Origin of the sequence: Luteimonas colneyensis (assembly GCF_014836665.1) — a bacterium.
GTDB classification, from domain to species: Bacteria; Pseudomonadota; Gammaproteobacteria; order Xanthomonadales; family Xanthomonadaceae; genus Luteimonas; species Luteimonas colneyensis.
The window spans coordinates 55,355-79,338 of the sequence record NZ_JACSQJ010000006.1 but is presented as its reverse complement, the minus strand read 5'-3'; the positions used below and the strand labels follow the sequence as shown (position 1 = coordinate 79,338).

The 23,984-nt window shown below is 70.5% G+C and carries 19 protein-coding genes and 1 pseudogene; 15 read left to right on the top strand and 5 right to left on the bottom strand.

The genetic code is table 11. The annotated features are described in order from the left end of the window. Positions 1–6 precede the first annotated feature (6 nt). Together H9645_RS10895 and H9645_RS10890 are read left to right on the top strand one after the other, a co-directional pair. Entirely contained in the window at positions 7–1,731 is a 1,725-nt protein-coding gene (locus H9645_RS10895; RefSeq protein ID WP_191729845.1) for a proline--tRNA ligase, read from the top strand. A gap of 123 nt (positions 1,732–1,854) precedes the next feature. Continuing rightward, positions 1,855–2,220 (top strand): annotated as a pseudogene (locus H9645_RS10890) (H-NS histone family protein); the annotation flags it as partial. A gap of 1,065 nt (positions 2,221–3,285) precedes the next feature. Here the strand turns inward: H9645_RS10890 and H9645_RS10885 are convergent. Beyond that, positions 3,286–4,530, bottom strand: a complete 1,245-nt coding sequence (locus H9645_RS10885) for a threonine/serine exporter family protein (RefSeq protein WP_191729728.1) — start codon at positions 4,528–4,530, stop codon at positions 3,286–3,288. Between the two features lie 50 nt (positions 4,531–4,580). Between H9645_RS10885 and H9645_RS10880 the strand changes: the two genes are divergently transcribed. From H9645_RS10880 to H9645_RS10835, 10 genes are all read left to right on the top strand, one after another. Further along, positions 4,581–5,690: an MlaE family ABC transporter permease gene (locus tag H9645_RS10880; RefSeq protein WP_191729727.1), complete on the top strand. Its 1,110-nt coding sequence runs from the start codon at positions 4,581–4,583 to the stop codon at positions 5,688–5,690. After that, a complete protein-coding gene (locus H9645_RS10875) occupies positions 5,687–6,484 on the top strand; it encodes an ABC transporter ATP-binding protein (protein ID WP_425490242.1) in 798 nt (265 codons plus the stop codon). Before H9645_RS10880 ends, H9645_RS10875 begins: the two co-directional genes overlap by 4 nt. Before the next feature lie 4 nt (positions 6,485–6,488). Next, positions 6,489–7,415: an MlaD family protein gene (locus tag H9645_RS10870; RefSeq protein WP_191729726.1), complete on the top strand. Its 927-nt coding sequence runs from the start codon at positions 6,489–6,491 to the stop codon at positions 7,413–7,415. Then, complete coding sequence (locus H9645_RS10865; protein WP_191729725.1) at positions 7,412–8,056, top strand: ABC-type transport auxiliary lipoprotein family protein; 645 nt, start codon at positions 7,412–7,414, stop codon at positions 8,054–8,056. Before H9645_RS10870 ends, H9645_RS10865 begins: the two co-directional genes overlap by 4 nt. A 165-nt stretch (positions 8,057–8,221) precedes the next feature. Next, complete coding sequence (locus H9645_RS10860; protein ID WP_191729724.1) at positions 8,222–9,883, top strand: electron transfer flavoprotein-ubiquinone oxidoreductase; 1,662 nt, start codon at positions 8,222–8,224, stop codon at positions 9,881–9,883. A 119-nt stretch (positions 9,884–10,002) separates the two neighbouring features. Then, positions 10,003–10,755: an electron transfer flavoprotein subunit beta/FixA family protein gene (locus tag H9645_RS10855; protein ID WP_191729723.1), complete on the top strand. Its 753-nt coding sequence runs from the start codon at positions 10,003–10,005 to the stop codon at positions 10,753–10,755. After that, positions 10,755–11,693, top strand: a complete 939-nt coding sequence (locus tag H9645_RS10850) for an electron transfer flavoprotein subunit alpha/FixB family protein (protein ID WP_191729722.1) — start codon at positions 10,755–10,757, stop codon at positions 11,691–11,693. The genes H9645_RS10855 and H9645_RS10850 overlap by 1 nt, the downstream gene beginning before the upstream one ends. Further along, positions 11,690–12,856: a glycosyltransferase gene (locus H9645_RS10845; RefSeq protein ID WP_189497330.1), complete on the top strand. Its 1,167-nt coding sequence runs from the start codon at positions 11,690–11,692 to the stop codon at positions 12,854–12,856. The genes H9645_RS10850 and H9645_RS10845 overlap by 4 nt, the downstream gene beginning before the upstream one ends. Positions 12,857–12,892: 36 nt before the next feature. After that, positions 12,893–13,690 carry a class I SAM-dependent methyltransferase gene (locus H9645_RS10840; RefSeq protein ID WP_191729721.1) on the top strand — a complete coding sequence of 266 codons (798 nt, stop codon included), beginning with the start codon at positions 12,893–12,895 and terminating at the stop codon, positions 13,688–13,690. Next, a complete protein-coding gene (locus H9645_RS10835) occupies positions 13,687–14,664 on the top strand; it encodes a lysylphosphatidylglycerol synthase domain-containing protein (RefSeq protein ID WP_191729720.1) in 978 nt (325 codons plus the stop codon). Before H9645_RS10840 ends, H9645_RS10835 begins: the two co-directional genes overlap by 4 nt. 9 nt (positions 14,665–14,673) lie before the next feature. On the opposite strand, the gene H9645_RS10830 is transcribed toward H9645_RS10835, so the two are convergent. The 3 genes from H9645_RS10830 to H9645_RS10820 form a co-directional block, all read right to left on the bottom strand. Next, positions 14,674–17,013: a reprolysin-like metallopeptidase gene (locus H9645_RS10830; protein WP_191729719.1), complete on the bottom strand. Its 2,340-nt coding sequence runs from the start codon at positions 17,011–17,013 to the stop codon at positions 14,674–14,676. A gap of 159 nt (positions 17,014–17,172) precedes the next feature. Continuing rightward, positions 17,173–17,805 carry a CoA transferase subunit B gene (locus H9645_RS10825; RefSeq protein ID WP_191729718.1) on the bottom strand — a complete coding sequence of 211 codons (633 nt, stop codon included), beginning with the start codon at positions 17,803–17,805 and terminating at the stop codon, positions 17,173–17,175. Next, a complete protein-coding gene (locus H9645_RS10820; protein WP_191729717.1) occupies positions 17,805–18,533 on the bottom strand; it encodes a CoA transferase subunit A in 729 nt (242 codons plus the stop codon). The genes H9645_RS10825 and H9645_RS10820 overlap by 1 nt, the downstream gene beginning before the upstream one ends. A gap of 189 nt (positions 18,534–18,722) precedes the next feature. Here H9645_RS10820 and H9645_RS10815 point away from each other — a divergent pair, with 189 nt between their 5' ends. Genes H9645_RS10815 through H9645_RS10805 form a run of 3 tightly spaced genes read left to right on the top strand, consistent with a single transcriptional unit; the run spans position 18,723 to position 22,127 of the window. Then, positions 18,723–19,697, top strand: a complete 975-nt coding sequence (locus tag H9645_RS10815) for a glycosyltransferase family 2 protein (RefSeq protein WP_191729716.1) — start codon at positions 18,723–18,725, stop codon at positions 19,695–19,697. Between the two features lie 19 nt (positions 19,698–19,716). Beyond that, positions 19,717–21,681: a hypothetical protein gene (locus H9645_RS10810; protein ID WP_191729715.1), complete on the top strand. Its 1,965-nt coding sequence runs from the start codon at positions 19,717–19,719 to the stop codon at positions 21,679–21,681. Further along, positions 21,678–22,127: a hypothetical protein gene (locus H9645_RS10805; protein WP_191729714.1), complete on the top strand. Its 450-nt coding sequence runs from the start codon at positions 21,678–21,680 to the stop codon at positions 22,125–22,127. The genes H9645_RS10810 and H9645_RS10805 overlap by 4 nt, the downstream gene beginning before the upstream one ends. On the opposite strand, the gene H9645_RS10800 is transcribed toward H9645_RS10805, so the two are convergent. Further along, positions 22,084–23,940, bottom strand: a complete 1,857-nt coding sequence (locus H9645_RS10800) for a hypothetical protein (RefSeq protein ID WP_191729713.1) — start codon at positions 23,938–23,940, stop codon at positions 22,084–22,086. The genes H9645_RS10805 and H9645_RS10800 overlap by 44 nt on opposite strands. Between the last annotated feature and the right edge of the window lie 44 nt (positions 23,941–23,984).

The window sequence follows — 23,984 nt, the reverse complement described above, 5'->3', positions numbered from 1 at the left end:
CCGCCGATGCGCCTGTCGCAGTTCCACCTCCACACCGAAAAGGAAACCCCCGCCGAAGCCGAGCTCGCCAGCCACCGGCTGATGCTCAGGGCGGGAATGATCCGCAAGCTCGCCGCCGGCATCTACACCTGGTCGCCGCTGGGCCTGCGCGTGCTGCGCAAGGTCGAGGCCGTGGTGCGCGAGGAGATGAATGCCGCCGGCGCGGTCGAACTGCTGATGCCGTCGATCCAGCCGCGCGAGCTGTGGGAGGAGACCGGGCGCTGGGAGAAGTTCGGCGGCCAGCTGCTGAAGATCCGCGACCGCAAGGACGCCGAATATGCCTACGGTCCGACGCACGAAGAGGTCATCACCGATTTCGCGCGCCAGGAGCTGTCGAGCTACCGCCAGTTGCCGGTGACCTTCTACCAGGTGCAGGCCAAGTTCCGCGACGAGATCCGCCCGCGCTTCGGCGTGATGCGTGCGCGCGAGTTCCTGATGAAGGACGCCTATTCCTTCGACGTGGACGCCGAGGGCATGGCGGCGTCCTACGCAAAGATGCACGCCGCCTACACCCGCATCTTCAGCCGGCTGGGCCTGCGCTTCCGCGCGGTGCTGGCCGACACCGGCGCGATCGGCGGCGACGCCTCGCAGGAGTTCCACGTGCTGGCCGACTCCGGCGAGGACGCCATCGCCTGGTCGGACACCGGCCGCGACGACGCCGACGGCTATGCCGCCAACGTCGAGACCGCGCGCGCCGCGGCACCGGGGCCGCGCCCCGCGGCCAGCGAAGCCATGCGCGACGTCGACACGCCCACGCAGAAGACCTGCGAGGCGGTTGCGGAACTGATGGGCATCCCGCTGGCGCGCACCGTGAAGTCGGTGGCCGTGGTCGGCCGGGATGCCGAAGGCCAGCCGCAGCTCGTGCTCGCGATGGTGCGCGGCGACCACGAGGTCAACGAGATCAAGCTGGGCAAGGTGCCGGGCCTGGCCGACTACCGCATGGCCACCGAGGCCGAGATCCTCGAGCACCTCGGCAGCGAGCCCGGCTTCCTCGGCCCGGTCGCCCCGGCGAAGCCGGTGCGCGTGGTCGCCGACCTGGAGGTCGCCGCGATGGCCGACTTCGTGGTCGGCGCCAACCGAGCCGGCGCGCACATCGCCGGCGTCAACTGGGGCCGCGACCTGCCCGAACCCGACACCGTCGCCGACATCCGCAACGTGGTCGAAGGCGACCGCGCCGAGGACGGCGGCACGCTGCGCCTGATTCGCGGGATCGAGGTCGGGCACATCTTCCAGCTCGGCCGCAAGTACGCCGAGGCCATGGGCTGCACCGTGCTCGACGCCGCCGGCAAGGCCGCGGTGCCGATGATGGGCTGCTACGGCATCGGCGTCTCGCGCATCGTCGCCGCCGCGATCGAGCAGAACCACGACGACGCCGGCATCGTCTGGCCGGAGGCGATGGCGCCGTGGACGGTGGCCGTCTGCGTCATCAACCCGAAGAACGACCCGGCCGTGGCCGAAGCCGCCACCGCGCTGCACGACGAACTCGCCGCGCGCGGCCTCGACGTGGTGCTCGACGACCGCGGCCTGCGCCCCGGCCCGATGTTCGCGGACATGGAGCTGATCGGCATCCCGCACCGCGTGGTGGTGTCCGGCCGCGGCCTCGAGGCCGGGACCTTCGAATACCGCGCCCGCACCGCGACCGAGGCCGAGCACCTCGACCGCGCCTCGCTGCTCGAGCGCCTGCCGGGCTGATCGGGAATACCCGCGCGATTATCGGACGCAGCGCCCGGTTATTTTGCCGTGCGCCGCGCGGGCGATTAACATCGTGTCGTCGCCGATAATCGGCGCCACCATATGCAAACCACCGGAGACCGCATGTCCATCGACCTCAACACGATGTCGGCCAGGGAACTCGAAACCCTGATCACCCAGGCGAAGAAGCGCAAGACCGTGCTCAAGAAGCGCAAGCCGATCACCACGGTGCGCGCACGCCTGAAGGCGGCCGCCGCGGCGGAGGGCTACACCATCGCCGAACTGTTCGGCGGCGCGTCCGCGACGGCGGGCGATGCGCGCGCCACGAAGGCGCCCCGCGCCCCGCGCAAGACCACCGGCATCAAGGTGCCGCCGAAGTACCGCAACCCGGCCAATCCCGAGCAGACCTGGACCGGCCGCGGCAAGCAGCCGCGCTGGATGGCCGAGGAAGTCTCCAAGGGCAAGAAGCCCGAAGACTTCCTGATCGCCTGATCCATGCCCCCGCTCCGGCGGGGGTTTTTTTTGATTCTTCTTCCAAGTGAGGGGAAGAGGCTCGCGGTCGAGCTGGCTGTGGTGATGTTGGATCGGCGTCTGCTACGACCCGGGATGCTTGCGGGCTGGGTCGAGATGCAAGTCGGCTTCGTGGTGGTGTACGCGGCCCGTCGCGCACACAGGGGGTGTGCTCCCCCGGCATCTCCGCGTCCTGCTCCCACTGCCGGCCGCCGGCCATCCATGGCCGGCTGTCCGCACACCCCCTGTGCGCGCGACGGGCTGTGACGAGATCCGGCCTCGGGAAAGATCGAGGGCAACAACAACGACAGCAGCACCAGCAGCAAACCGCACCCCCAGCGCCAGGGCGACAGCGATCGCGGCGGCAGCCGCGACAGTGAGTAGCGAGACCGGGTCGGGAAGGAATCGCGCAGTCAGGGTTCAACGTCTTTCCAGACCGCGGGAAAGGTAGTGCCCGGTGCGGGCGCAGGGGGGGATGCCCAGAGCCGGCCATGGATGGCCGGCGGCCGGAAGTGGAAGCAGGACAGCGCAGATTCCGGCTGGGCATCCCCCCCTGCGTCCGCGCCGGGCCGCCGCAGCCCGAAAACACCAACGCGAACATCCCCCCCCAATTGGGCGAAGAACTTTTTTCGGGTTTTCTCCCGACTGGGGAAAAGAGCGCGGGTGGGCGCCGCAGCGCTTCGCCGCATGGCCTGCTGCCGCTCATGTCCCCCGGTCACGGCCCGATGGGCCGCGACCTCCTCCTTGACTTCCCGTCAGCAGGCCACGCGCCGAAGCAAGCAAGTTTCCGGCGATCCGTTGTACCGCTCAGCGTATTGCCTGGCGTTTGCTCCCGCAGGATCGCGAAACCGGTCGGACCCGCCGTGGATGCAGGGGGGATGACCAGAGCCGGCCATGGATGGCCGGCGGCCGGAAGTGGGAGCAGGACAGCGCAGATTCCGGCTGGTCATCCCCCCTGCATCCGCGGCGGGCACCGTACTCCCCATTCCAACCGCTGCGTCTGAATCGCCGCCAGCGCCCTCCGACCCGGGCCCGGGCCCTACGTCAGAGATTCCGCCGCGCCGGCAGCAACAGGTTGCCGAAGATGAGTCCCGCCACGATCGACAGCAGGATGTTGATCACCGCCATCGCCGCGCTCTGGCCCACGGCCACGTCCTGCTGCTGCACCGAGGTGATCAGCGTGCGTACGCTCGCGCTGCCGGGCACCATCAGGATGATGCCCGGCACGCGCACCACCGCGCCCGGGCGCCAGGCCCAGCGCGCGTAGCCGTTGCCGGCGGCCGTCACCACCAGCGCCGCCAGGAAGATGCCGAACTCCGCGCCCCAGGCCAGGCCGGCCTTGCGCGACACCAGGTAGCCCGTGGCCGCGGCCAGCGCCACCAGCGGCCAGTCGCGGCCCTTCGCCCGGAACAGCACCGCGAAGGCGATCGACGCCACCGCCAGCGCGCACCATTCGACCCAGTCCGGCTGTGGCCGCCAGGCCCGCACCTGCGGCTCGATGCCCAGCATCCCCATGCCGACCATCGCCACCATCGTGCCCACCGTCAGCATGATCATCGTCGCCACCGCGCCGGCGAAGCGCGCGGTGCCCGACATCAGGTGCTGGCTGGTGAGTTCGTTCACCGCGTTGGTAAGCGCCAGGCCGGGCATCAGCACGACCAGCGCCGAGATGATCACCGTGTTGAGGTTCAGCGGCGCCACCCAGGCCGCCACCATGATCGTGATCGCGGCCGCCACCATCGCGCTGACCGCATCGTTCGCCTCGCGCAGCCGCGGTCGCGTCCGCGCCGCGACCTGCAGCAGGCCGATGACCAGGCCGACCACCGCCGCGGTGCCGATGTCGAGCCACGGCAGCCGCAGCAGGCCGCCGATGCCGGTGGCGGCGAGGCCGAAGCCCAGCACCTGCATCACGTTCTGGCGCCGGGTCAACGGCCGGTCCAGCGCACGCAGCGCGGCATGCCCTTCGGCCAGCCCCATGCGCCCCGCGAGCACGTCCTCGGCGATGCGGTCGACGTCGCACAGGCGACCGAGGTCGTTCTCGCCCGGCGGCATGCGGATCACGCGCGTGGCGTCGCCGTCGCCCGGCGGACGCATCGGATCACTGAAGGACAGCACCATGCCGGTCGGGTTGGTCCAGGGCTCGCATTCCAGCCCCAGGCGTTCGGCCACCGCTTCCAGCGCGCCTTCCAGGCGCGGCGACGTGGTGCCGTAGGCATGCAGGTGCTCGGCCAGCTCGACCATGAAGGCGATGCGGGCGGCGTAGGCTTCCTGGGGGAACGGTCGCGACATGCGCAAAGGATGGCACGCGCGATCGACCCTGTGTTCGGTATCCTCGGCACATGCCCGCCGCCGCCGCCAGCACTCCGACGCTCGCACTCGACGACGGCACGCTGCGCCTCGCGGGCCACTGGACGCTGGACCAGGCCGGCGAGGTCTCGTCGGCGCTCGCCACCGCGCCCGGCGGCGTGACCGCGGTGGACGCGACCGGCATCGCGCGCCTCGACACCATGGGCGTGCTGCAGCTGCTGCGCTACGCGCATCGCCACGATCTGCCCGACGACGCGATCCGCTACCGCGACGAGCACATGGCACTGGTGGCGGCGATCGAGGACGTGGCCGACGACCGCCCGAAGAAGCGCCGCGAATACGGCGTCGCCGCGGCGCTGGCGCGCCTTGGCGAGACCATGCACCACAACGGCCGCGAGATCGTGGCCCTGGTGAGCTTCCTCGGCGAGAACCTGGTCAAGCTCGGCCGCATCGCGCGCGCGCCGGGGCGGCTGCGGGTCACCTCCACCGTGCACCACATGGAGCAGGTGGGCCTGGACGCGATGCCGCTGGTCGCCCTGCTCTCCTTCATGGTCGGCGCGGTGATCGCCTTCCTCGGCTCGACCATCCTCGCCGACTTCGGCGCCACGATCTTCGTGGTCGAACTGGTGGGCATCGCCTTCCTGCGCGAGTTCGGCGTGCTGCTGACCGCGATCCTGCTGGCAGGCCGCACCGCCAGCGCGTTCACCGCGCAGATCGGGATCATGGTCACCCGCGAAGAGGTGGACGCGGTGCGCACCCTGGGCCTCGACCCGATCGAGCTGCTGGTGCTGCCACGGCTGCTGGCGCTGCTGGTGATGCTGCCGCTGCTGACCTTCATCGCGATGATCGCCGGACTGCTGGGCGGCATGGCGGTGGCGGCGTTCGAGCTGGACGTTCCGCCGCAGGCCTTCGTCACGCGGCTGCACGACACCATGGAGCTGCGCCATTTCTTCGTCGGCATGTCCAAGGCGCCGGTGTTCGCGCTGGTGATCGGGCTGATCGGCTGCCTGGAAGGCCTGCAGGTCCAGGGCACGGCGCAGTCGCTGGGCGAGCGCACCACCTCCAGCGTGGTGCAGACGATCTCGCTGGTGATCCTGCTCGACGCCTTCGCGGCGATCTGGTTCATGCAGGTGGGCTGGTGAGCGCGGACGCGAAGACGGCGGTCCGCGTCCGCGGCCTGGCCAACCGCTTCGGCGCCCAGGTGGTGCACGAAGGGCTCGACCTCGACGTGCGCCAGGGCGAGATCCTCGGCGTCGTCGGCGGCTCGGGCAGCGGCAAGTCGGTGCTGATGCGCTCGATCCTCGGCCTGCGCACGCCCGACGAAGGCACGATCGAGGTGCTGGGCGTGGACGGCCTCGCGCGCGACGACGCCAGCCGCCTGCACATCGAGCGCAATACCGGCGTGCTGTTCCAGGACGGCGCGCTGTTCTCGTCGCTGACCGTGGGCGAGAACGTCGAGGTGCCGCTGAAGGAGCACCACCCCGGCCTGCCCGACGGCCTGCGCCGCGAGCTCGCCCTGCTCAAGGTCAAGCTCGCCGGCCTGCCGGCGGACGCGATCGACAAGCTGCCCTCGCAGCTGTCGGGCGGCATGCGCAAGCGCGCGGGCCTGGCGCGCGCGCTGGCGCTGGACCCGCCGCTGCTGTTCCTCGACGAGCCCACCGCGGGCCTGGACCCGATCGGCGCCGCGGCCTTCGACACCCTCATCCTCACCCTGCGCCAGGCGCTGGGGCTCACGGTCTTCATCATCACCCACGACCTGGACACCCTGTACGCTATCTGCGACCGGGTCGCGGTGATCGCCGACCGCAGGATCGTGGCGACCGGCCCCCTCGACGAAATCGAACGCCTCGACCATCCCTGGGTGCAGGAGTACTTCAACGGCCCGCGCGGCCGCGCGGCACGAGAGGCGGGCGAACGCGCCGCCGTGGAGCCCTGATCGAATGGAAACCAAGGCCAACTACGTCCTCATCGGCGCCTTCACCCTCGTGGTGGCGGTGGCCATGCTGCTGTTCGGGCTGTGGATGGCGAAGTACTCGAGCGACCGCAGCTGGCAGGCTTACCACGTGGTCTTCAACGAGCCAGTCACCGGCCTCACCGAAGGCGGCACCGTGCAGTACAACGGCATCGCCGTCGGCACCGTGGACTCGCTGTCGCTGGCGCCACAGGACCCGCGGCGCGTGGTGGCGCGCATCCGCGTCAGCGCCGACGTGCCGGTGAAGGTCGACACCCGCGCCAAGCTGTCGATGACCGGGCTGACCGGCAGCACCTTCATCCAGCTCACCGGCGGCAGCCCGGAGGCACCGCGGCTGACGGTGCGCGGCGACGAGGACATCCCGGTGATCCTGACCGAGGCCTCGGCGCTGCAGAACATCGCCGACACCGCCAACCGCCTGGTGGCGCGCCTGGACGAGGTGCTCAGCGACGAGAACGTGGCGCGCATCGCGGCCACGCTGGAGAACATCGAAGGCATGACCGGCGCCGTGGCCGGCCAGCGCGAGGACCTGGCGGCGCTGATCGTCAATGCGCGCGCGGCCAGCGAGAAGCTCGTGCAGGCGGCCGACACCTCCAACCGCGCGATGGAAGGCATCGACCGCGAGCTGGTGCAGAAGCTGCCCGGCATGGTGGCGCGCCTGGAATCCACGCTGGCACGTATCGATTCGGCGGCGGGCAACGCCGACGCGATCCTCGGCGAGAACCGCAACGCCATCAACAGCTTCGCCAACGACGGTCTGGCCCAGCTCGGCCCGACGCTGGCCGAACTGCGCTCGCTGGTGCGCGACCTGCGCCGGATCAGCGACCGCTTCGATTCCAACCCCGCGCGCTACCTGCTCGGCCGCGAGGCCCCGAAGGAGTTCGAACCCGAATGAAGCCGACCACCGCCCTCGCCCGGTCCGCCACGCTCGCGCTCCCGCTGCTGCTGGGCGCCTGCTCCATCCTCGGCGCCGCCGGCGACCGCGAGCCCGGCACCGTGTACGCGCCCGCGCCGCGGATCCAGGCCGACCCGGCCTGGCCGGGCGTGGACTGGCAGCTGTCGATCAACCCACCCACCGCCGCGCGCACCGTCGACACCTTCCGCATCGCGGTGCGTCCGGTCCCGGGGGAACTGCAGGTCTACAGCGGTGCCAGCTGGGCGCGCGCGCCGTCGGACATGGTCGAGGACGTGATCCTGCGCACGCTGGAGGATTCCGGTCGCGTGCCGGGCGTGGCCCGGCGCGGCAGCGGCATCGCGCCCGACTACCGGCTGCTGCTGGACCTGCGCCGCTTCGAGGCCGACTACACCGGCACCGGCGCGCCGGTGGCCACGATCGAACTGCACGCCAAGCTGCTGCATGCGCGCGAACAGGGCATCGCCGCCGCGCGCACCTTCACCATCACCGAACCCGCGTCCGCCACCGACGTCGGCAGCGTGGCCGACGCCTACACGCGCGCGCTGGAGACGCTCGGCCACGACGTCGCCGGCTGGACCCTGGACGCCGGCAGCGCCCACGCCCGCCGCCAGGGGCCCTGACACCCCCACCGCGGGGACCACCGGTGCAGGAGCAGCCATCGCTGCGACCGCTCCGGCGGGCGTGGGTCGCAGCTATAGCTGCTCCTACAGGGATGCGGCCGGGGCGGTTTGCCGCACGCGGCTCCACCCGCGACAATCCGTGGTTTGCCGAATGGGCCCGCCCGCATGAATCCGCAAGCCGACCCCACCGCCACCGTCGAGATCCCCGAGCCCGAGCGCGACGTCATGGAATACGACGTCGTCACCGTCGGCGCCGGCCCCGCGGGCCTCGCCTTCGCCATCCGGCTGAAGCAGGTCAACCCCGACATCTCGGTCTGCGTGATCGAGAAGTCGAGCACCATCGGCGCCCATATCCTGTCCGGCGCGGTGATCGAACCCGGCCCGCTCGACGCCCTGCTGCCCGGCTGGCGCGACAACCCGCCCCCGGTCTGCGTGCCCGCCACCGAAGACGAACTCTGGTACCTGACGAAGGACGGCGGCCGGAAATTCCCGGTCGTGCCGCCGGGCATGCGCAACCACGGCAACCTCATCGTCAGCCTGGGTGCGATGTGCGCCTGGCTGGCGCCGCAGGCGGAAGCGCTGGGCGTCGAGATCTATCCCGGCTTCGCCGCCGCGCAGACCCTGCATGCCGACGACGGCACCGTCATCGGCGTGCGCATCGGCGACATGGGCATCGCCCGCGACGGCTCGGAGAAGCCCGGCTACACCGCCGGCATCGACATCCACGCGAAGGTGACCGTGCTGGCCGAAGGCGCGCGCGGCCACCTGACCAAGCGCCTGGTGAAGCGTTTCGGCCTCGACGCCGACAGCGACCCGCAGGCGTACTCGATCGGCATCAAGGAGCTCTGGCAACTGCCCTCCGGCCGCGCGACGCCGGGGAAGATCGTGCACTCGCTGGGCTGGCCGGCCGACCCATCCACCTATGGCGGCAGCTTCCTCTACCACCTGGAGAACGACCAGGTGGCGCTGGGCTACGTCAGCGGCCTGGATTACAAGGATCCGGAGTTCCGGCCCTGGGAAGCCTTCCAGCAGTGGAAGAACCATCCCACGGTGAAGCCGCTGCTCGAGGGCGGCAGCATCCTGTCGGCCGGCGCCCGCGCCATCGTCACCGGCGGCTGGCAGTCGCTGCCCAAGGTGGAGATGCCCGGCGCGCTGCTGATCGGCGACACCGCGGGCCTGCTCAACGTGCCCAAGATCAAGGGCACCCACCAGGCGATCCGCAGCGGCATGCTCGCCGCCGAACACCTGGCGGGCAGTGCGCTGTCACCCGCCGGCTTCGACGCGAAGCTGCGCGACTCGGACGCGGCGCGCGAGCTGCGCGCGGTGCGCAACGTCAAGCCGGGCTTCAAGAAGGGGCTGTGGTTCGGACTCGCCAACGCCGCGCTCGAAACCGCGCTCGGCGGCCGCACGCCATGGACGCTGAAGGTCACGCCGGACTGGTCCTCGCTGGAAAAGCTGGGCGAATACCACTCGCCCGACCGCGGCTGGGGCAGCCGCGAACTGGCCCCGCGCGACCGCCTGGCCGGCGTCTACTTCGCCGCCACCGAGCACGACGAGGACCAGCCCGTGCACCTGCTGGTCCATGACACCGAGGTCTGCGTGACCCGCTGCGCCGAGGAGTACGGCAACCCCTGCACGCGCTTCTGCCCGGCCGGCGTCTACGAGATCGTGGACGACCCCGACGGCCCCGCCGGCACCGGCAAGCGGCTGCAGATCAACTCGGCCAACTGCGTGCACTGCAAGACCTGCGACATCAAGGATCCGTACGAGATCATCACCTGGGTGACGCCGGAGGGCGGCGCAGGGCCGAACTACCAGAACATGTAGCCGCCCTGGCCGGGGGCGCGGTGCCCGGGGCCGGGGCGCGGGGCCGCCCGATTCGCGCCCCGCCACCCACCCGGCTAAAATCGCGGGTTTCCGATCTCCCCCAAGGACGCACCGCAACGATGAAGATCCTCGTCGGCTACAAGCGAGTGGTGGACTACAACGTCCGCATCCAGGTCAAGCCGGACGGCTCCGGCGTGGTCACCGAGGGCGTGAAGCTCTCGGCCAACCCCTTCGACGAAATCGCGCTGGAAGAGGCCCTGCGCCTGCGCGACAAGGGCATCGCCACCGAGGTCGTGGTCGCCACGATCGCGCCGGCCGACGCCCAGGCGCACCTGCGCAACGGCCTGGCCATGGGCGCCAACCGCGCCATCCACGTCGTCACCGACGCGGGCCAGGAGGTTCAGCCGCTGGCCGCCGCGCGCGCGCTGCTGAAGCTGGTCGAGAAGGAATCGCCGGACCTGGTGATCCTCGGCAAGCAGGCCATCGACGACGACGCCAACCAGACCGGCCAGATGCTGGCCACGCTCTGGGGCCGCCCGCAGGCGACCTTCGCCTCGAAGCTGGACGTCGCCGACGGCAAGGCCACGGTGACCCGCGAGGTCGATGCCGGCCTCGAGACCCTCGAGGTCGACCTGCCCGCCGTGGTCACCACCGACCTGCGCCTTAACGAGCCGCGCTTCATCAAGCTGCCCGACATCATGAAGGCCAAGTCCAAGCCGATGGAGTCCATCGCCTGGGCCGACCTGGGCGTCGAGGCCGGGGCCGGGCTCAAGACCACGCACCACGCCGCGCCGGCCAAGCGCAGCAAGGGCGTGATGGTGAAGGACGCGGCCGAGCTCGTGGCCGCACTCAAGGACAAGGGGCTGCTCTGATGGCCAAGGTACTGATCGTCGCCGAACACCTGGACGGCAAGCTCAACGGCTCCACCGCCAAGTGCGTCACCGCCGCGCAGGCGCTGTCGCCCGAGGCCATCGACGTGGTGGTGTTGGCCGCCGACCCGGCCGCCGTGGCCGCCGAAGCCGCGCAGATCGCCGGCGTCGCGCGCGTGCTCACCGTCGCCAACGACGCCAACGCCAACGCCATCGCCCAGGTGCTGGCGCCGCAGGTCGCGAAGCTGGCCGCGGGCTACAGCCACGTCTTCGGCCCCAGCTCGACCTTCGGCAAGGACCTGATGCCCTGCGTGGCGGCGCTGCTCGGCGTGCCGCAGGTGTCGGACCTGATGAGCGTGGAAGGCGAGTACACCTTCAAGCGCCCGATCTACGCCGGCAACGCCATCGTCACCGTCGAGGCGCCGGCCGGCCAGACCGTGGTCGCCACCGTGCGCACCGCGTCGTGGAAGGAAGCCGGGACCGGCGGCAGCGCCAGCATCGAGGCCGCCAGCGTCGACGCCGCCCTGCCCACGCACACCCGCTTCGTCGGCCTGGCCGCCGGCAGCTCCGACCGCCCCGACCTGCAGGGCGCGAAGCGCGTCGTGTCCGGCGGCCGCGGCGTGGGCTCGGCCGAGAACTTCGAGGTGATCTACAAGTTCGCCGACAGGCTGGGCGCCGCCGTGGGCGCCTCGCGCGCCGCCGTCGACGCCGGCTACTGCCCGAACGAGATGCAGGTGGGCCAGACAGGCAAGATCATCGCGCCGGAGCTGTATGTCGCCATCGGCATCAGCGGTGCCATCCAGCACCTCACCGGCATCAAGGACGCCGGCACCATCGTCGCCATCAACAAGGACGCCGACGCGCCGATCTTCGAGATCGCCGACATCGGCCTGGTGGGCGACCTGTTCCAGGTGCTGCCGGAGCTGGAAGCGGCGCTTTGAGCGAAGCCCCGCACGCCGTGCCCGGCATCGGCCGGGTCGTGCTGTGGGGCACCTGCGATACCGGCAAGCCACGCGTGCGCATCCTCCTCGAGGGCCTGCGCGCGCAGGGCGTCGAGGTCATGGAAATCCGCGCCGACCCCTGGCGCGGGATCGAGGACAAGAGCCAGGTCCGGGGCATCGGACGCTGGCTCGGCCTCCTCGCCAGGGTCGCCATCGCCTATCCCAGGCTGGCATGGGCCTACCTGCGTGCCCCCGCGCACGACTGGGTCCTGCTCGGCTATCCGGCGATCCCGGACATCTTCGTCATCCGCCTGCTGGCGTGGCTGCGCGGCTCGCGCATCGCCATGGACTGGTTCCTGTCCGCCTACGACACGATCGTGCTGGATCGGTGCCTGGTCCCGAGACGCCATCCGCTGGCCTGGCTCGTGTACGCGGCGGAATGGCTGGCGGTGCGCCTTGCCGATGCGCCCTTCATGGACACCGCCGCGCATGCGCGGCGCATGGAATCGGTGTTCGGGCTCGCCCACGGGCGCTGCGGCGACGTGCCGGTCGGCGTCGAGAGCGCCGCGTTCGATCCACGCGCCGCCCGCCCCGGTCCCGGACGCCAGGCCGATGCGCCCACGCGCGTGCTGTTCTACGGCCAGTTCATCCCCCTGCATGGCAGCGGGACGATCATCGGGGCGGCCCGCCTGCTGCGCGACGCCAAGGTGGACTGGCACATCGTCGGCCGCGGCCAGGAGGCACCGCGCATCCGCGCGATGGTCGACGAGCAACCCCTGCCACGCCTGCGCTGGGACGACTGGGTGCCCTATGCCGGGCTGGTCGACGCGATCTCGGCGGCCGACATCTGCCTGGGCATCTTCGGCACCTCTGACAAGGCCGCCAGCGTGGTTCCCAACAAGGTCTACCAGGTGCTGGCCGCCGGCAAACCCCTGGTGACGCGCGACTCGCCGGCCATGCGCGACCTGCTGGGCGACGGGCTCGACGACGTCGCGCTGGTGCCGGCCGGCGACGCCGCGGCGCTCGCACGCGCGATCCTGGCATGGAGCGCCGGCCCGCCCCGACCCGACCCGCGCCGCGCCGCGATCATCGCGTCAATCCGGCCCGCCGCCGTCGGCGCACGCCTCATCGACCTCCTCGGTTCGCGCCGGGCAAGCAAGTAGACTGGCGCGCTGGCGGCCCATCACTGGATGCGATCGATGAAGACGTATGGAATCCTCGGCCCCGCGGCACCCGAAGCAGGCTGGGTGCCGGCGCCCCGCTACCTGCTGCGCCGGGCAAGGATCCTGCGCCGGCTCGAAGGGCTCGCGCCCACGGAAGCACTCGAGATCGGCTGCGGCGCCGGCGTCCTCCTGCACGAACTGACCGCCCGGGGCTTCCGCTGCACCGCGCTCGAGAGTTCCCCCGACGCACGCCGCCTGGCGGGGCAGCTGGCCGCCGACGCGGGCATCGACATCCGCTTCACCGAGGCCCCCGGGGCCGACTGGACCGGGCGCTTCCCGCTGCTGATGGCCTTCGAGGTGCTCGAGCACATCGAGCACGACCGCGAGGCGCTGCTGGCATGGCGGTCCTGGATGCCGGCCGGCGGCACCCTGCTGCTGTCGGTGCCGGCGCACATGTCGAAGTGGAACCCGTCCGACGTCTGGGCCGGCCACTTCCGACGCTATGAACGCGCGCAGCTTGCGGCCCTGCTGCGCGAGTCCGGCTTCGAGCCGGAAGCCATCGAGTGCTACGGCTTCCCGCTGGCCACGGTCTCCGAGAAGCTCACCGCCGGACGCTACGCCCGCGCCAGCAAGCCCGGCGACGACGCCACCGTCGAGGGCAAGCAGGCCAATTCGCACCGCAGCGGCATCGATCGCGGCCACGTGATGAAGTGGTTCCCGCTGATCAACAATCCGCTGGGCAAGGCCGCGATCGGCATGGCGGAGCTTGCGCAGCGCCCGTTCCTGTCCACTGAACTCGGCAACGGCTACCTGGTGCTGGCCGAGGCGCGATGAAGCGCGTGCTCCACTGGCTCGGGCTGGCGCTGGCGATCGCAGCCGGGATCTATTTTCTCCGCCATGCGGCGGCGGCTTTCGGGGACGTGCGCACGGCAGAGCTGTCGCCGATGCGCCTGTTCGGTGCGTTCGCGGTGATGCTTCCGGCCTACCTGGTCGCGGTTCCGCTCGCCGCCATGAGTTGGCGGCGGCTGCTGCGCGCGATGGACGTGGCGTTCTCCCGGGCCTGGTCATACGCGATCGTCGCATTCACCCAGTTCGGGAAATACCTCCCCGGCAACGTCGCGCACCACGTGGGTCGGGTGGTCGTCGCCCGTCCCGTCGGGGGCGACCTGACGCGCCTGTCCCTATCGCTGGTCTACGAGAACCTGCTGACCGCGCTGGCCGCCGCACATTTGACGGCCATCCTCATGGTGATGCGGCCCGTCCCGGCGCTCGAGCAGTGGCTGCCCACCGCCTGGCGGCCCTGGCTGCTGACCGCGGCGACGCTGGGCGCCGCGGCGGGATTCCTTCTGCTCCGGCATCTGGTGGCATGGGTGTTGCGACTGCGACGGAGCCCGGCCGACTCCACCGGAGCGCTCGTCACGCCGGGGCCCCGGGTCCTGCTCACCTGCTACGGCATCGCCGTGGCCAGCTTCCTCGTCGTTGGATTGGGATTCACCGCCATGGCGCCCCTGGTCTCGCCCGGCGCCGGGTTTCCCTACCTCGAACTCAGCGGCGCGTTCGCGGCGGCCTGGGTGATCGGCCTGCTCGTGCCCGGCGCGCCGGCCGGCCTGGGGATCCGCGAAGGCGTGCTGCTGGCCCTGCTCGGTGACGTCATGCCGTCGGCCGACGCGGTGGTGATGATCGCGCTGCTGCGCGCGGCGACGACCGTCGGCGATCTCGTCCACTTCGTCGCGGGCGGCGCACTGCTGCGCCGCCTGCGTGGCCGCCTGCCTCCGTCCCGGTGCCATGGATTGGAGGCGGGCGGCTGACCACGGCCCTCAGGGCACGATGTCCCAGGCCTGGTCGGGCACCTTCGCCAACCAGCTCGTGCTGTTGGCGTTTGCGGAACGCCAGATGTTGTTGTCACCGGTGTTCTTGCGCCACACCAGGTCGGCCGAGCCGTCACCGTTGAAATCACCCGTGCCTTCGACCCGCCATGACAGCGCGACCGTCGGGACGGACTGCTGCGTCGCGGAGTTGCCGGCCAACCACAAGGCGTTGCGGCCAGTGGTGGAATGACGCCAGAACACGTCGGCGCGTCCGTCGCCGTTGAAGTCGCCGACCCCGGCGACCCACCAGCTCGCGCTTGGCACAGTGGTCAGCGAGTACGACGAGTTGCCGTTGCCGCCACGCCACACCACGTTGCGCCCAGAGCCGGCGTGCCTCCACACGATGTCGTCCACGCCGTTGCCATCGAAATCGCCCACGCCGGCGACCCGCCAGCCAAGGTCGGGCAGCGCGATGATCCTCTGCTGGGTGGCGGAGTTGCCCGAGAGCCAGATGGCGTTGCGGCCATCGGAACCGTCCCGCCAAAGCACGTCCGAGCGCCCGTCGCCGTTGAAGTCGCCGGTGCCGACCACGCGCCAGGAGAGCTTGGCGACGGTGGCCATGCTGATCGTGGAACCGCCATTGCCTCCGCGCCAGATGGTGTTGCGGCCGCTGACGGCGTGGCGCCACACGATGTCGGAGACTCCGTTGCCGTCGAAATCGCCGCTGCCCACCACTTCCCAGTCGCCTGGCACGCTGGTGATCGCCTGCTGGGTGGCGGAGTTGCCCGCCAGCCAGATCGCGTTCCTGCCATCGTTGCTCTTGCGCCACAGCAGGTCCGACCTGCCATCACCATTGAAATCATTGCGCGCGCCGGCCCCGCCGGCCGTCCTGAACGCCGCGATCAACGGCGCAGTCTCGCGCAGGCTCCGCGCGTTGTCCGCCTGGTTGGCCACGCCGCAGGGGCGGCCGCCGCAATAGGTCGACTGCGGGTTGGAGAAGATCCGATAGGCGGTTTGGCCGTCGTCGCCGTAGGCCATCACGGTGTGGAAGTTGCCAGTGGTCGGTGTCGTCTTGTAGCCGAAGGAGTACGGGTAGCGCCCGTAGTCGACGCCGTCGGTGTCGGTCGCCGACTCCCTGTCGTGCTGCGACCCCATGTTGTGGCCGAGTTCGTGGACCAGGGTTTCGTCGACGCAGAAGTGCCCGTTGCTCGGCGCCTGCATGCCATTGGAATCACTGATCACCGAATAGCCGAACCGCTCCTGCGACTGGGTGATCTGCGTCTGGTTGCCGCCGATCAGCCAGGCGATGCCGCAGCCGTTGTGCTCGGGGTCGCGAAGGCTGCGCACCAGCGACACCAGGTCCGCGCCGTGGGTTTCGCGCGCATTGCGCAGGGGACGCAGCGATGCCGGGATCGTCACCTCCGTCTGGCCGTTGCTGCCGGTGAGCTGCTCGAGCGCCGTCCTGTTGCTGCCGGTCTCTGGATAGTTGACCTGCAGAGTGCCGGCCAGGCGCAGGGTGACCGCGACGTTGCTGTTGGCGAACGTCTGGTTGCCGACGGTCACGATGTGGTTGAGGCGCGTCAGTGCCTGAGAGGTGCCGCCGAGCATGCTGACGAAGCCCGGCGTATAGCCGAGCAGCACGTCCACGGTGGTGTCGGCCGCCACCTGCACGGGCAGATCGCCAGTACCCACCTGCGGCGCCGAATCCAGCGCCGCGGACACCAGTGAAGCCGCGGCCACGCCGTCGTCGACGTCCAGTTCGGGTGCAACGAGGAAGTCGGGGCCCACGGCACCGGCGCGGATCCGCTGCTGCAGCGACGAGGCCATGCCGCGGTCGGTGGTCGCCACCCAGGTCTGGCCGGCGTTCGTGGTCAGGCGCAGGGAGCCGCCCTGTCCATCCGGCACCACGCCGAAGACGGCGTGCTCGCCGAAGGTGAGGATGGCCTCGACGCCGTTCGCGTCGCGACCGATCCAGCTCCAGTCGCCGCTGCCATGCTCGACGTGGCGCTCGTACTGCAGCGCCACGCGGCCTCCGTCGGGAGCGGTCAGGTACAGCGTGCCGCTGGCGATCGCGTCCAGCGCGTGCGCCTCGCTGACGCGGGTGGGATAGAACGTGTGCGCGCCGTTGCGACGTGGCGTCCGCACGCTGTCATAGGACACCAGGTCGCCGCGGTCGGGAAAGGCGGCGATGGCATCCGCGCCGCGCACGGCCGCCGGTGATCCGTGGTCGGGACTGCCCGCGTGGATGGCGACGGGGAGCCCTGGCGCGCCCGCGGCGGCGGCGAGCGCCGGGTCGACCGCATCGGTGCCGGTCTGGGACGGTACGGGTGCGCATGCCGCGAGGAGCACGGCAAACGCGGTGGCTAACAGGAAAGGGGGAGAGGGGCGAGAGGCCATGGCGCATGCTCCGCGGACGGGGACCCCAGAGACTACGCCTCCCCGCGCGCCTGTGCCGGGGGGCCCGCGTGAACGCAGGCGCAGCTGCCCGCGGCGCCCGGCGCCCCCCGTTCAGGCGGCCGTGAAGGGCACGCCCGTGCGTTCCTGCAGCACCGCTTCGTCCACGCCTTCGGCGGCCTCCACCAGCAGCAGCCCATCCGGCGTGACGTCGAACACGGCCAGCTCGGTGATGATCCTGCTGACCACGCCCACGCCGGTCAGCGGCAGGGTGCACTCGGGCAGGATCTTCGGATCACCGTGCTTCGTGCAGTGCTCCATCAGCACCACCACGCGCTTCACGCCGGCCACGAGGTCCATCGCGCCGCCCATGCCCTTGACCATCTTGCCCGGCACCATCCAGTTGGCCAGGTCGCCCTTGTCGGTCACCTCCATGGCGCCGAGGATGGCCAGGTCGATGTGGCCGCCGCGGATCATCGCGAAGCTGTCATGGCTGCCGAAGTAGCTGGCGCCCTGGCGCGCGGTCACCGTCTGCTTGCCGGCGTTGATCAGGTCGGCGTCGAGTTCGTCCTCGGTCGGGAACGGGCCGATGCCGAGCAGGCCGTTCTCGCTCTGCAGCCACACGTCCACGCCATCGGGGATGTGGTTGGCCACCAGCGTCGGCAGGCCGATGCCGAGGTTGACGTACATGCCGTCGGCAAGCTCGCGCGCGGCGCGCTGCGCCATCTGGTCGCGGGTCCAGGCCATCACTTGCCTCCTTCGCGCACGGTGCGCTGTTCGATGCGCTTCTCGGGCGAAGCGTTGACCACGATGCGGTCGACGTAGATGCCGGGCAGATGGACCTGGTCGGGATCGATGTCGCCGATCTCCACCAGCTCCTCGACTTCGGCCACGCAGACCTTGCCGGCCATCGCGCAGGCGGGGTTGAAGTTGCGCGCGGTCTTGCGGAACACCAGGTTGCCGGCACGGTCGGCCTTCCAGGCCTTGACCAGCGACACGTCGGCGACCAGCGCGGTCTCCATGACGTAGTGCTTGCCGTCGAATTCGCGGGTTTCCTTGCCCTCGGCGACCACGGTGCCGTAGCCGGTGGCGGTGAAGAACGCCGGGATGCCGGCACCACCGGCGCGCAGGCGCTCGGCCAGGGTGCCCTGCGGGTTGAACTCGAGCTCCAGCTCGCCGGCGAGGAACTGGCGCTCGAACTCCTTGTTCTCGCCCACGTAGGACGAAATCATCTTGCGGATCTGGCGGGTAGCCAGCAGCTGGCCGAGGCCGAAGCCGTCGACGCCGGCGTTGTTGGAGATGACCGTGAGCCCCTTTGCGCCGGAATCGCGCAGCGCGGCGATGAGCGCTTCGGGGATGCCGCACAGACCGAAGCCGCCGACGGCGAGGGTCTGGTTGTCGGCCACGAGGTCGGCGAGGGCGGAGGCGGCGTCGGGATGCAATTTCCCGCGGTGCGTCGAACTTGCCTGGGTCATGCTTCATCGCCCTGCAATTGGAGGATGGCGGCATTCTAGTCGCCTCGGGCCGGCCGCGCCTTGGACTTTCGGACACCTCGCGCGACCGCAACTCCGCGCCCGTGGATGGACTGGGGGCTATGGCACAATTCCATCCCCAAGCGGCCACGCGGCAGGAATCGCCCGCAAGGTCAGGACACGCGCGCGCCCATGAAGCTCATCATCCAGGTCCCTTGCCTCAACGAAGCCGGTACGCTCGCCATCGCCGTGGCTGCGCTTCCACGCCAGGTCGACGGCTTCGACAAGGTCGAGTGGCTGGTCGTCGACGACGGTTCCACGGATGGCACCGCGGAGCTGGCGCGCGAACTCGGCGTGGACCACGTGATCCGGCATCCCGTGAACCGGGGACTGGCTGCGGCGTTCATGACCGGCCTGCACGGAGCGCTGCGCCTGGGTGCCGACGTGATCGTCAATACCGATGCCGACAACCAGTACGAAGCCAGCGACATCCCGCTGCTGACCAAGCCGATCCTCGACGGGCAGGCGGATATGGTCATCGGGGCACGGCCGATCGACGAGACCGAACACTTCTCCTGGATCAAGAAGAAGCTGCAGCGCCTGGGCAGCTGGGCGGTGCGCAAGGCCAGCGGGACCGACGTACAGGATGCGCCCAGCGGCTTCCGGGCGATCGCCCGCGACACGGCGCTGCAGCTCAACGTGTTCAACCCCTACACCTACACCCTGGAGACCATCATCCAGGCGGGGCAGAGCAACCTCCGGATCCTTTCGGTGCCGATCCGGACCAACGAGGACCTGCGCCCATCGCGGCTCGTGCGCAGCATCAGCAGCTACGTCCGGCGTTCGCTGGTCACGATCCTGCGCGTGTTCGTGATCTACCGGCCGATCTTCACCTTCCTGACGATCGCAGCGGTGCTGGGCATCCCCGGCGTGCTGATCGGCATCCGCTATCTCGTCTTGCTCGGCATGGGCGAAGGCGGAGGGCACGTGCAGTCGCTCATCCTCGCCTCGCTGCTGCTGACCCTGTCCGCGCTGGCGATGCTGTGCGGCCTGCTCGCCGACCTGATCGCAACGAACAGGAAACTGCTGGAGAAGATCAACATCAACAGCCATGCCATGGCCCTGCGCACGCCGGACGCCTCCGGGGAACGCCAGGACGGCGGCTGAGCACGGGACGCAACTCCAGATGCCGATGACGCACGAGCCCGTCCGGCCCGGCATCTTGAAGCCGGCGACCACGGCCGTCGCGGCGATGATCGCCGCCCTCTTGATGGCCATCATCATCTTCCGCGCGCTGGCACTTCCCCCCATCTTCGACGGGTCGATGAATCTCCAGGTGGCCTGGAACCTCGCCGAGGGTAGCGGCTACCACCGCAGCTACGCGGAGCAGCCGGTCTTTCCGCGCGAGGTGCAGACCAACGGACCCTTCATCCTCACCGCCGCCCTGGCCTACCGGGCGTTCGGTATGGGCGTGATGCAGTCCCAGCTTGCGAATATCGCCTTCCTTCTCCTGCTGGCGGGCGCCGCCTGCTGGATCGGCCGTTCGATGCGCGGCCGGCTGTGCGACGGCTTGCTCGCCGTCATCCTGACCCTGTCCACGCCGGGCCTGGTCAAGTTCGGCTTCGGCGGCTATGGCGAGATCCCCAGCCTGGCGCTGGGGCTGGCTGGGCTGGCGGCCTATCCGTGGGCCGGAACCGGGCCCGCCATCGGCCTCCGCACGCTGCTGGGCGCGGCGTTGCTTGGCGCAGCGGTCACCACCAAGACGGTGATGCTGGTCTGCGTCATCCCGTTCAGTCTGGTGATGTTCGTGCATGCCGTAAGCCGACCGCTGCCGCTTGCCTCGCGCGGGCTCCGTGCCGTGTTGCTGGTGGCCGGCTTCCTCGCCCCCGTCGTCGCCTGGGAGGCCTACCGCATGCTTGCCTTGGGCGGCCTCGACTCCTATCGCGCGTGGTGGGCCCTGGAGACGGCGTCGATCAGCCGGGAGGCTGGGGTCAAGGGCGGCGTCGCGGCGTCGCTCGCAGCCAAGGTCGCCGCGCATTTCGGGAAGCTGGCGAATTTCCTGCAGGTGTCGGCGCCGTTCGCGAGCGCCTGGCTGGTGCTGCCGTTCGCCGCGGCCGTCCTCGTTCCCCGCCAGGCGGGGGCCGCACGCTGGATCCTGCTGGCCCTGCTGGGCGCGGCCGCGGCGTATTTCGCCTGGTGGCTGGGATTGACGCCGACTCCGAAGGCCTGGCACCGGCGCATCTTCAACGGGATGATCCTCCTCAACATCGCCTGGGTGCTCGTGGCGGGGGCGCTGATGGCCGGCCCGGTTGTCGCGGCATGGCGCCGGCAGCTGGGCCTCGCGATGATGCTGGCCGCGGCGGCGTTCGCCGCGGCATTCCTTGGCCAGACGCGCGTGCACGGCGCGCTCGGGCCGTTGGAGGTCGACCACGTGCACCGGGCAGTCTCGATGCTGCGCGCGCTCCCTCGCGACGCGCACGTGTATGCCGCGGGATGGAGCTCGGCCCCGCAGATCTCCCTGCTGGCCGGCCGGCCCCTGCTCGACATCAACGACATCCCGCACGACGCGCTCGCCGCGGCCTCGCCGGCGTTCCTGGTCGTCGACCAGGAAGGCGGCCACTCCGTCGCCTCCAGGCGCATCCTGACGATGTACCCGTCGATCGCGATGATCGAGGGCAACACGCTTCCGCAGATCTACCGCTTCGACGCACGCGTGCTCGCCGGAACGCCGGAGGTGGCGGACCTTTCGCAGCGGGTCGCGCTCGGCACGCTTGACGACGCCCAGGCCTTGGGCTTCCACAAGGCCGAAGGCGATGGTCGCTGGGCCAGCGGCGACATCGCGGTTCGCACGCCGTACCGGGGCGAGGACACGCTGGCCCTCGAGGCTTACGTTCTTCCACCCGCCTCGTATGACCGGGACCGGCCTCCGTCGCTGTCGATCCACGTGGATGACTGCCAGCTGCCGGGGCTGCCAACGACGTCGGGCCTGCGCGTGATCGACATCCCGCTCGACGCCTGCGCCCCTGAACCCGGCCGCGAGGTAACGATCCGCATCAGCAGCGACACACTGGTCGAAAGCAGCTTCACCAAGGATGATCGTGCCATGGCCTTCATCGCAAAATCCCTCGAACTCAAGGACCTACACCCGTGACCCGTACGCAGTTCTTCCGGATCACCACCCTGGCATCTTGCTTCGGATTGCTCGCCGCGTGCGGTGGCAGCGACCCGGCATCGTCCGCGGCAGCCCCGGCGGCAGTTGGCGATGCCACCGCGGAAGGCGAAGGCCTTCCCTGGATGCTCGACCCCACGCTGCTTTCCGACAACGCCCTCGCGGTGACGCGCAGCGATTGCGCATCCGAGCTCTACGCCGCCGAGGTCCGCTGGACCCTGCAGCCGTCGCATGGCTCGCATCCGCAGATCTGGCTGGGTTCGGCCAACGGCGGCGAACCCAAGCTCTGGGTCGCGCCTAGCCAGCGCGAAGGCGCCAAGCAAACGGGGGTATGGCTCACCACCTCCAGCGTCATCTACCTGGTCGACGGCGCCAAGGATCTGGTCATCGCCCGCGTGAAGCTCGCCGACGTCCCCTGCGGTGGCTGACCACAGGCGGCCGCGGTGCGCGTGGGCGGATGATGGTGAAGCCCGGGCCCTCCTCGATGTGCAGGTCCGGCCCGCCGAACGTCGTCTGGACCGCACGGGAAACCGCGGCGACGTCGACCCGCTCTGTGGACCATGGATACACCACCAGGCGCAGGTCAAAGTGCGGAACGACCACGACGTCCAGCAGGTCCTGCGAGAAGGCTTCACGCACGTTGGCACCTCGGTCGCGACGCGCGCGCGCAGCCCGGATTACGGGCGGCCAGGCCGAGGCGACGGCACCCGACGCCTTGTCGCCCCCCGCGTTGTAGCAGTACGCACGCGCCAGCGCGCACAGCGTGTCGGCGGCGTACTCGTTGTCGTTGGCACCGTCGTGCATCTGCAGCATCAGCACCCGCTCGCCAGGACGCACCGACCGCGCGAACTCGCCGCCATGGATCCGGTACACGAGGTCGGCACGGGCCGTGGCGCCCCGGCTTTCTTCCGCCACGACGCGCGGGTCGGGGACCGCCTCGAGCAGCGCGAACGCCGCCAGTGCCACCGCCGGCCAGCGATGCCCTCCCCGCCATAGCGCCGCGAGCGCGAGCAGCATGACCGCCACCAGCGCCAGCCTCGCCAGCACCTGCCAGCGCCCCAGTACGCGCGCATTCCGGATGCCGGGCACGTTCTCGTAGATCCAGCCCGAGTGCAGGGTCAGGGTGGCGGCCTCTTCGGGCATCAGGTAGGCCTTGAAGCTGAGCGCGCTGACCCGCGTCTGGTCGTTGCGGAAGTCGTTGAACTTGAGCGACGGACCGAGCGACAGCACGACCGCGAGCACGCCGGCGAGCATGATCCCGCAAGCGGGCAGCCCCGGTCGCGGCGCGCGCCGCGTCGCCACGGCCCAGGCCAGCAGACCGGCCGCCACAAGGCTGGAGTAGCCGACGAACATCCCCAGCAGGCTGGCGCGCCCGCCGTAGGACATCTCCGGCTGGATGTCGATGCCGAGGCCGAGCAGGCCGTACAGCCCTTGCCACTGCATCGGCACGAGCATGGTCAGCACGTCCACGCCGGCGCCGCGGAAGAAGTCGACGGGCATGACGCCGAGACCACCCGGCATGTACTGGCGGTAGGTCCACGCAGCCAGCCCGGTGCAGGCAACATGCGCGGCCAGCGCCGCGATCGCGGGCATGCGCGCGCCCCGGCCGGCCAGCACGGCCGCCAGCGCGAGGCACACCGCTGACAGCACGGTGGCGAAAAGGAACGAGTAGCCGTCCAGGAATACCGCGAAGACGCGCAGTCCCGCCACCACCGCCAGCAGGCCGAGCGCGCGCCCGTGGCGCCGGGCGCAGAGGGCGTCGAGCAGCAGGATGTCGAACAGGAGATAGCCCGGCACCAGCGCGAGGCCGAGTTGCAGCGCGGCGAAGGACGACTGCAGCTGCACGGCCGGTGCCAGCAGGTACAGGCCGGCGCCAAGCACCCCCAGCGACCAGCCGCCCGCCACCCGGCGGAACAGCAGGGTGGCGAGCAGGAACGCGAGCGCCACGACGCCGGCATAGACCGTCCGCACCTCCCCGGGAGTGACGCGCCCGTCCCCGGCGAACAGCGCCTCGGCGACCAGGGTGACTGGAAGGCCGAATGGCTTGGGCGCTCCCTGCGGGTAGCCGAAACTCAGGCAGCCCTCGCCCCCGGCGGTCCGCGTGTCGTGCAGACACTGCGCGTAGGCGGCGTCGCCGATCATCGACTGCGCGTGCGGCAACTGCCCCGGAAGCAGCTTGTAGGCGGCGAGCACGGCGCACAGCAAGACGGTCGCCAGCAGCCAGGTGGCCGCAGCGCCCATCCAGTCGCGCCCTCCGCGTCGCGTTTCCTCCACGCCCTCCCCCT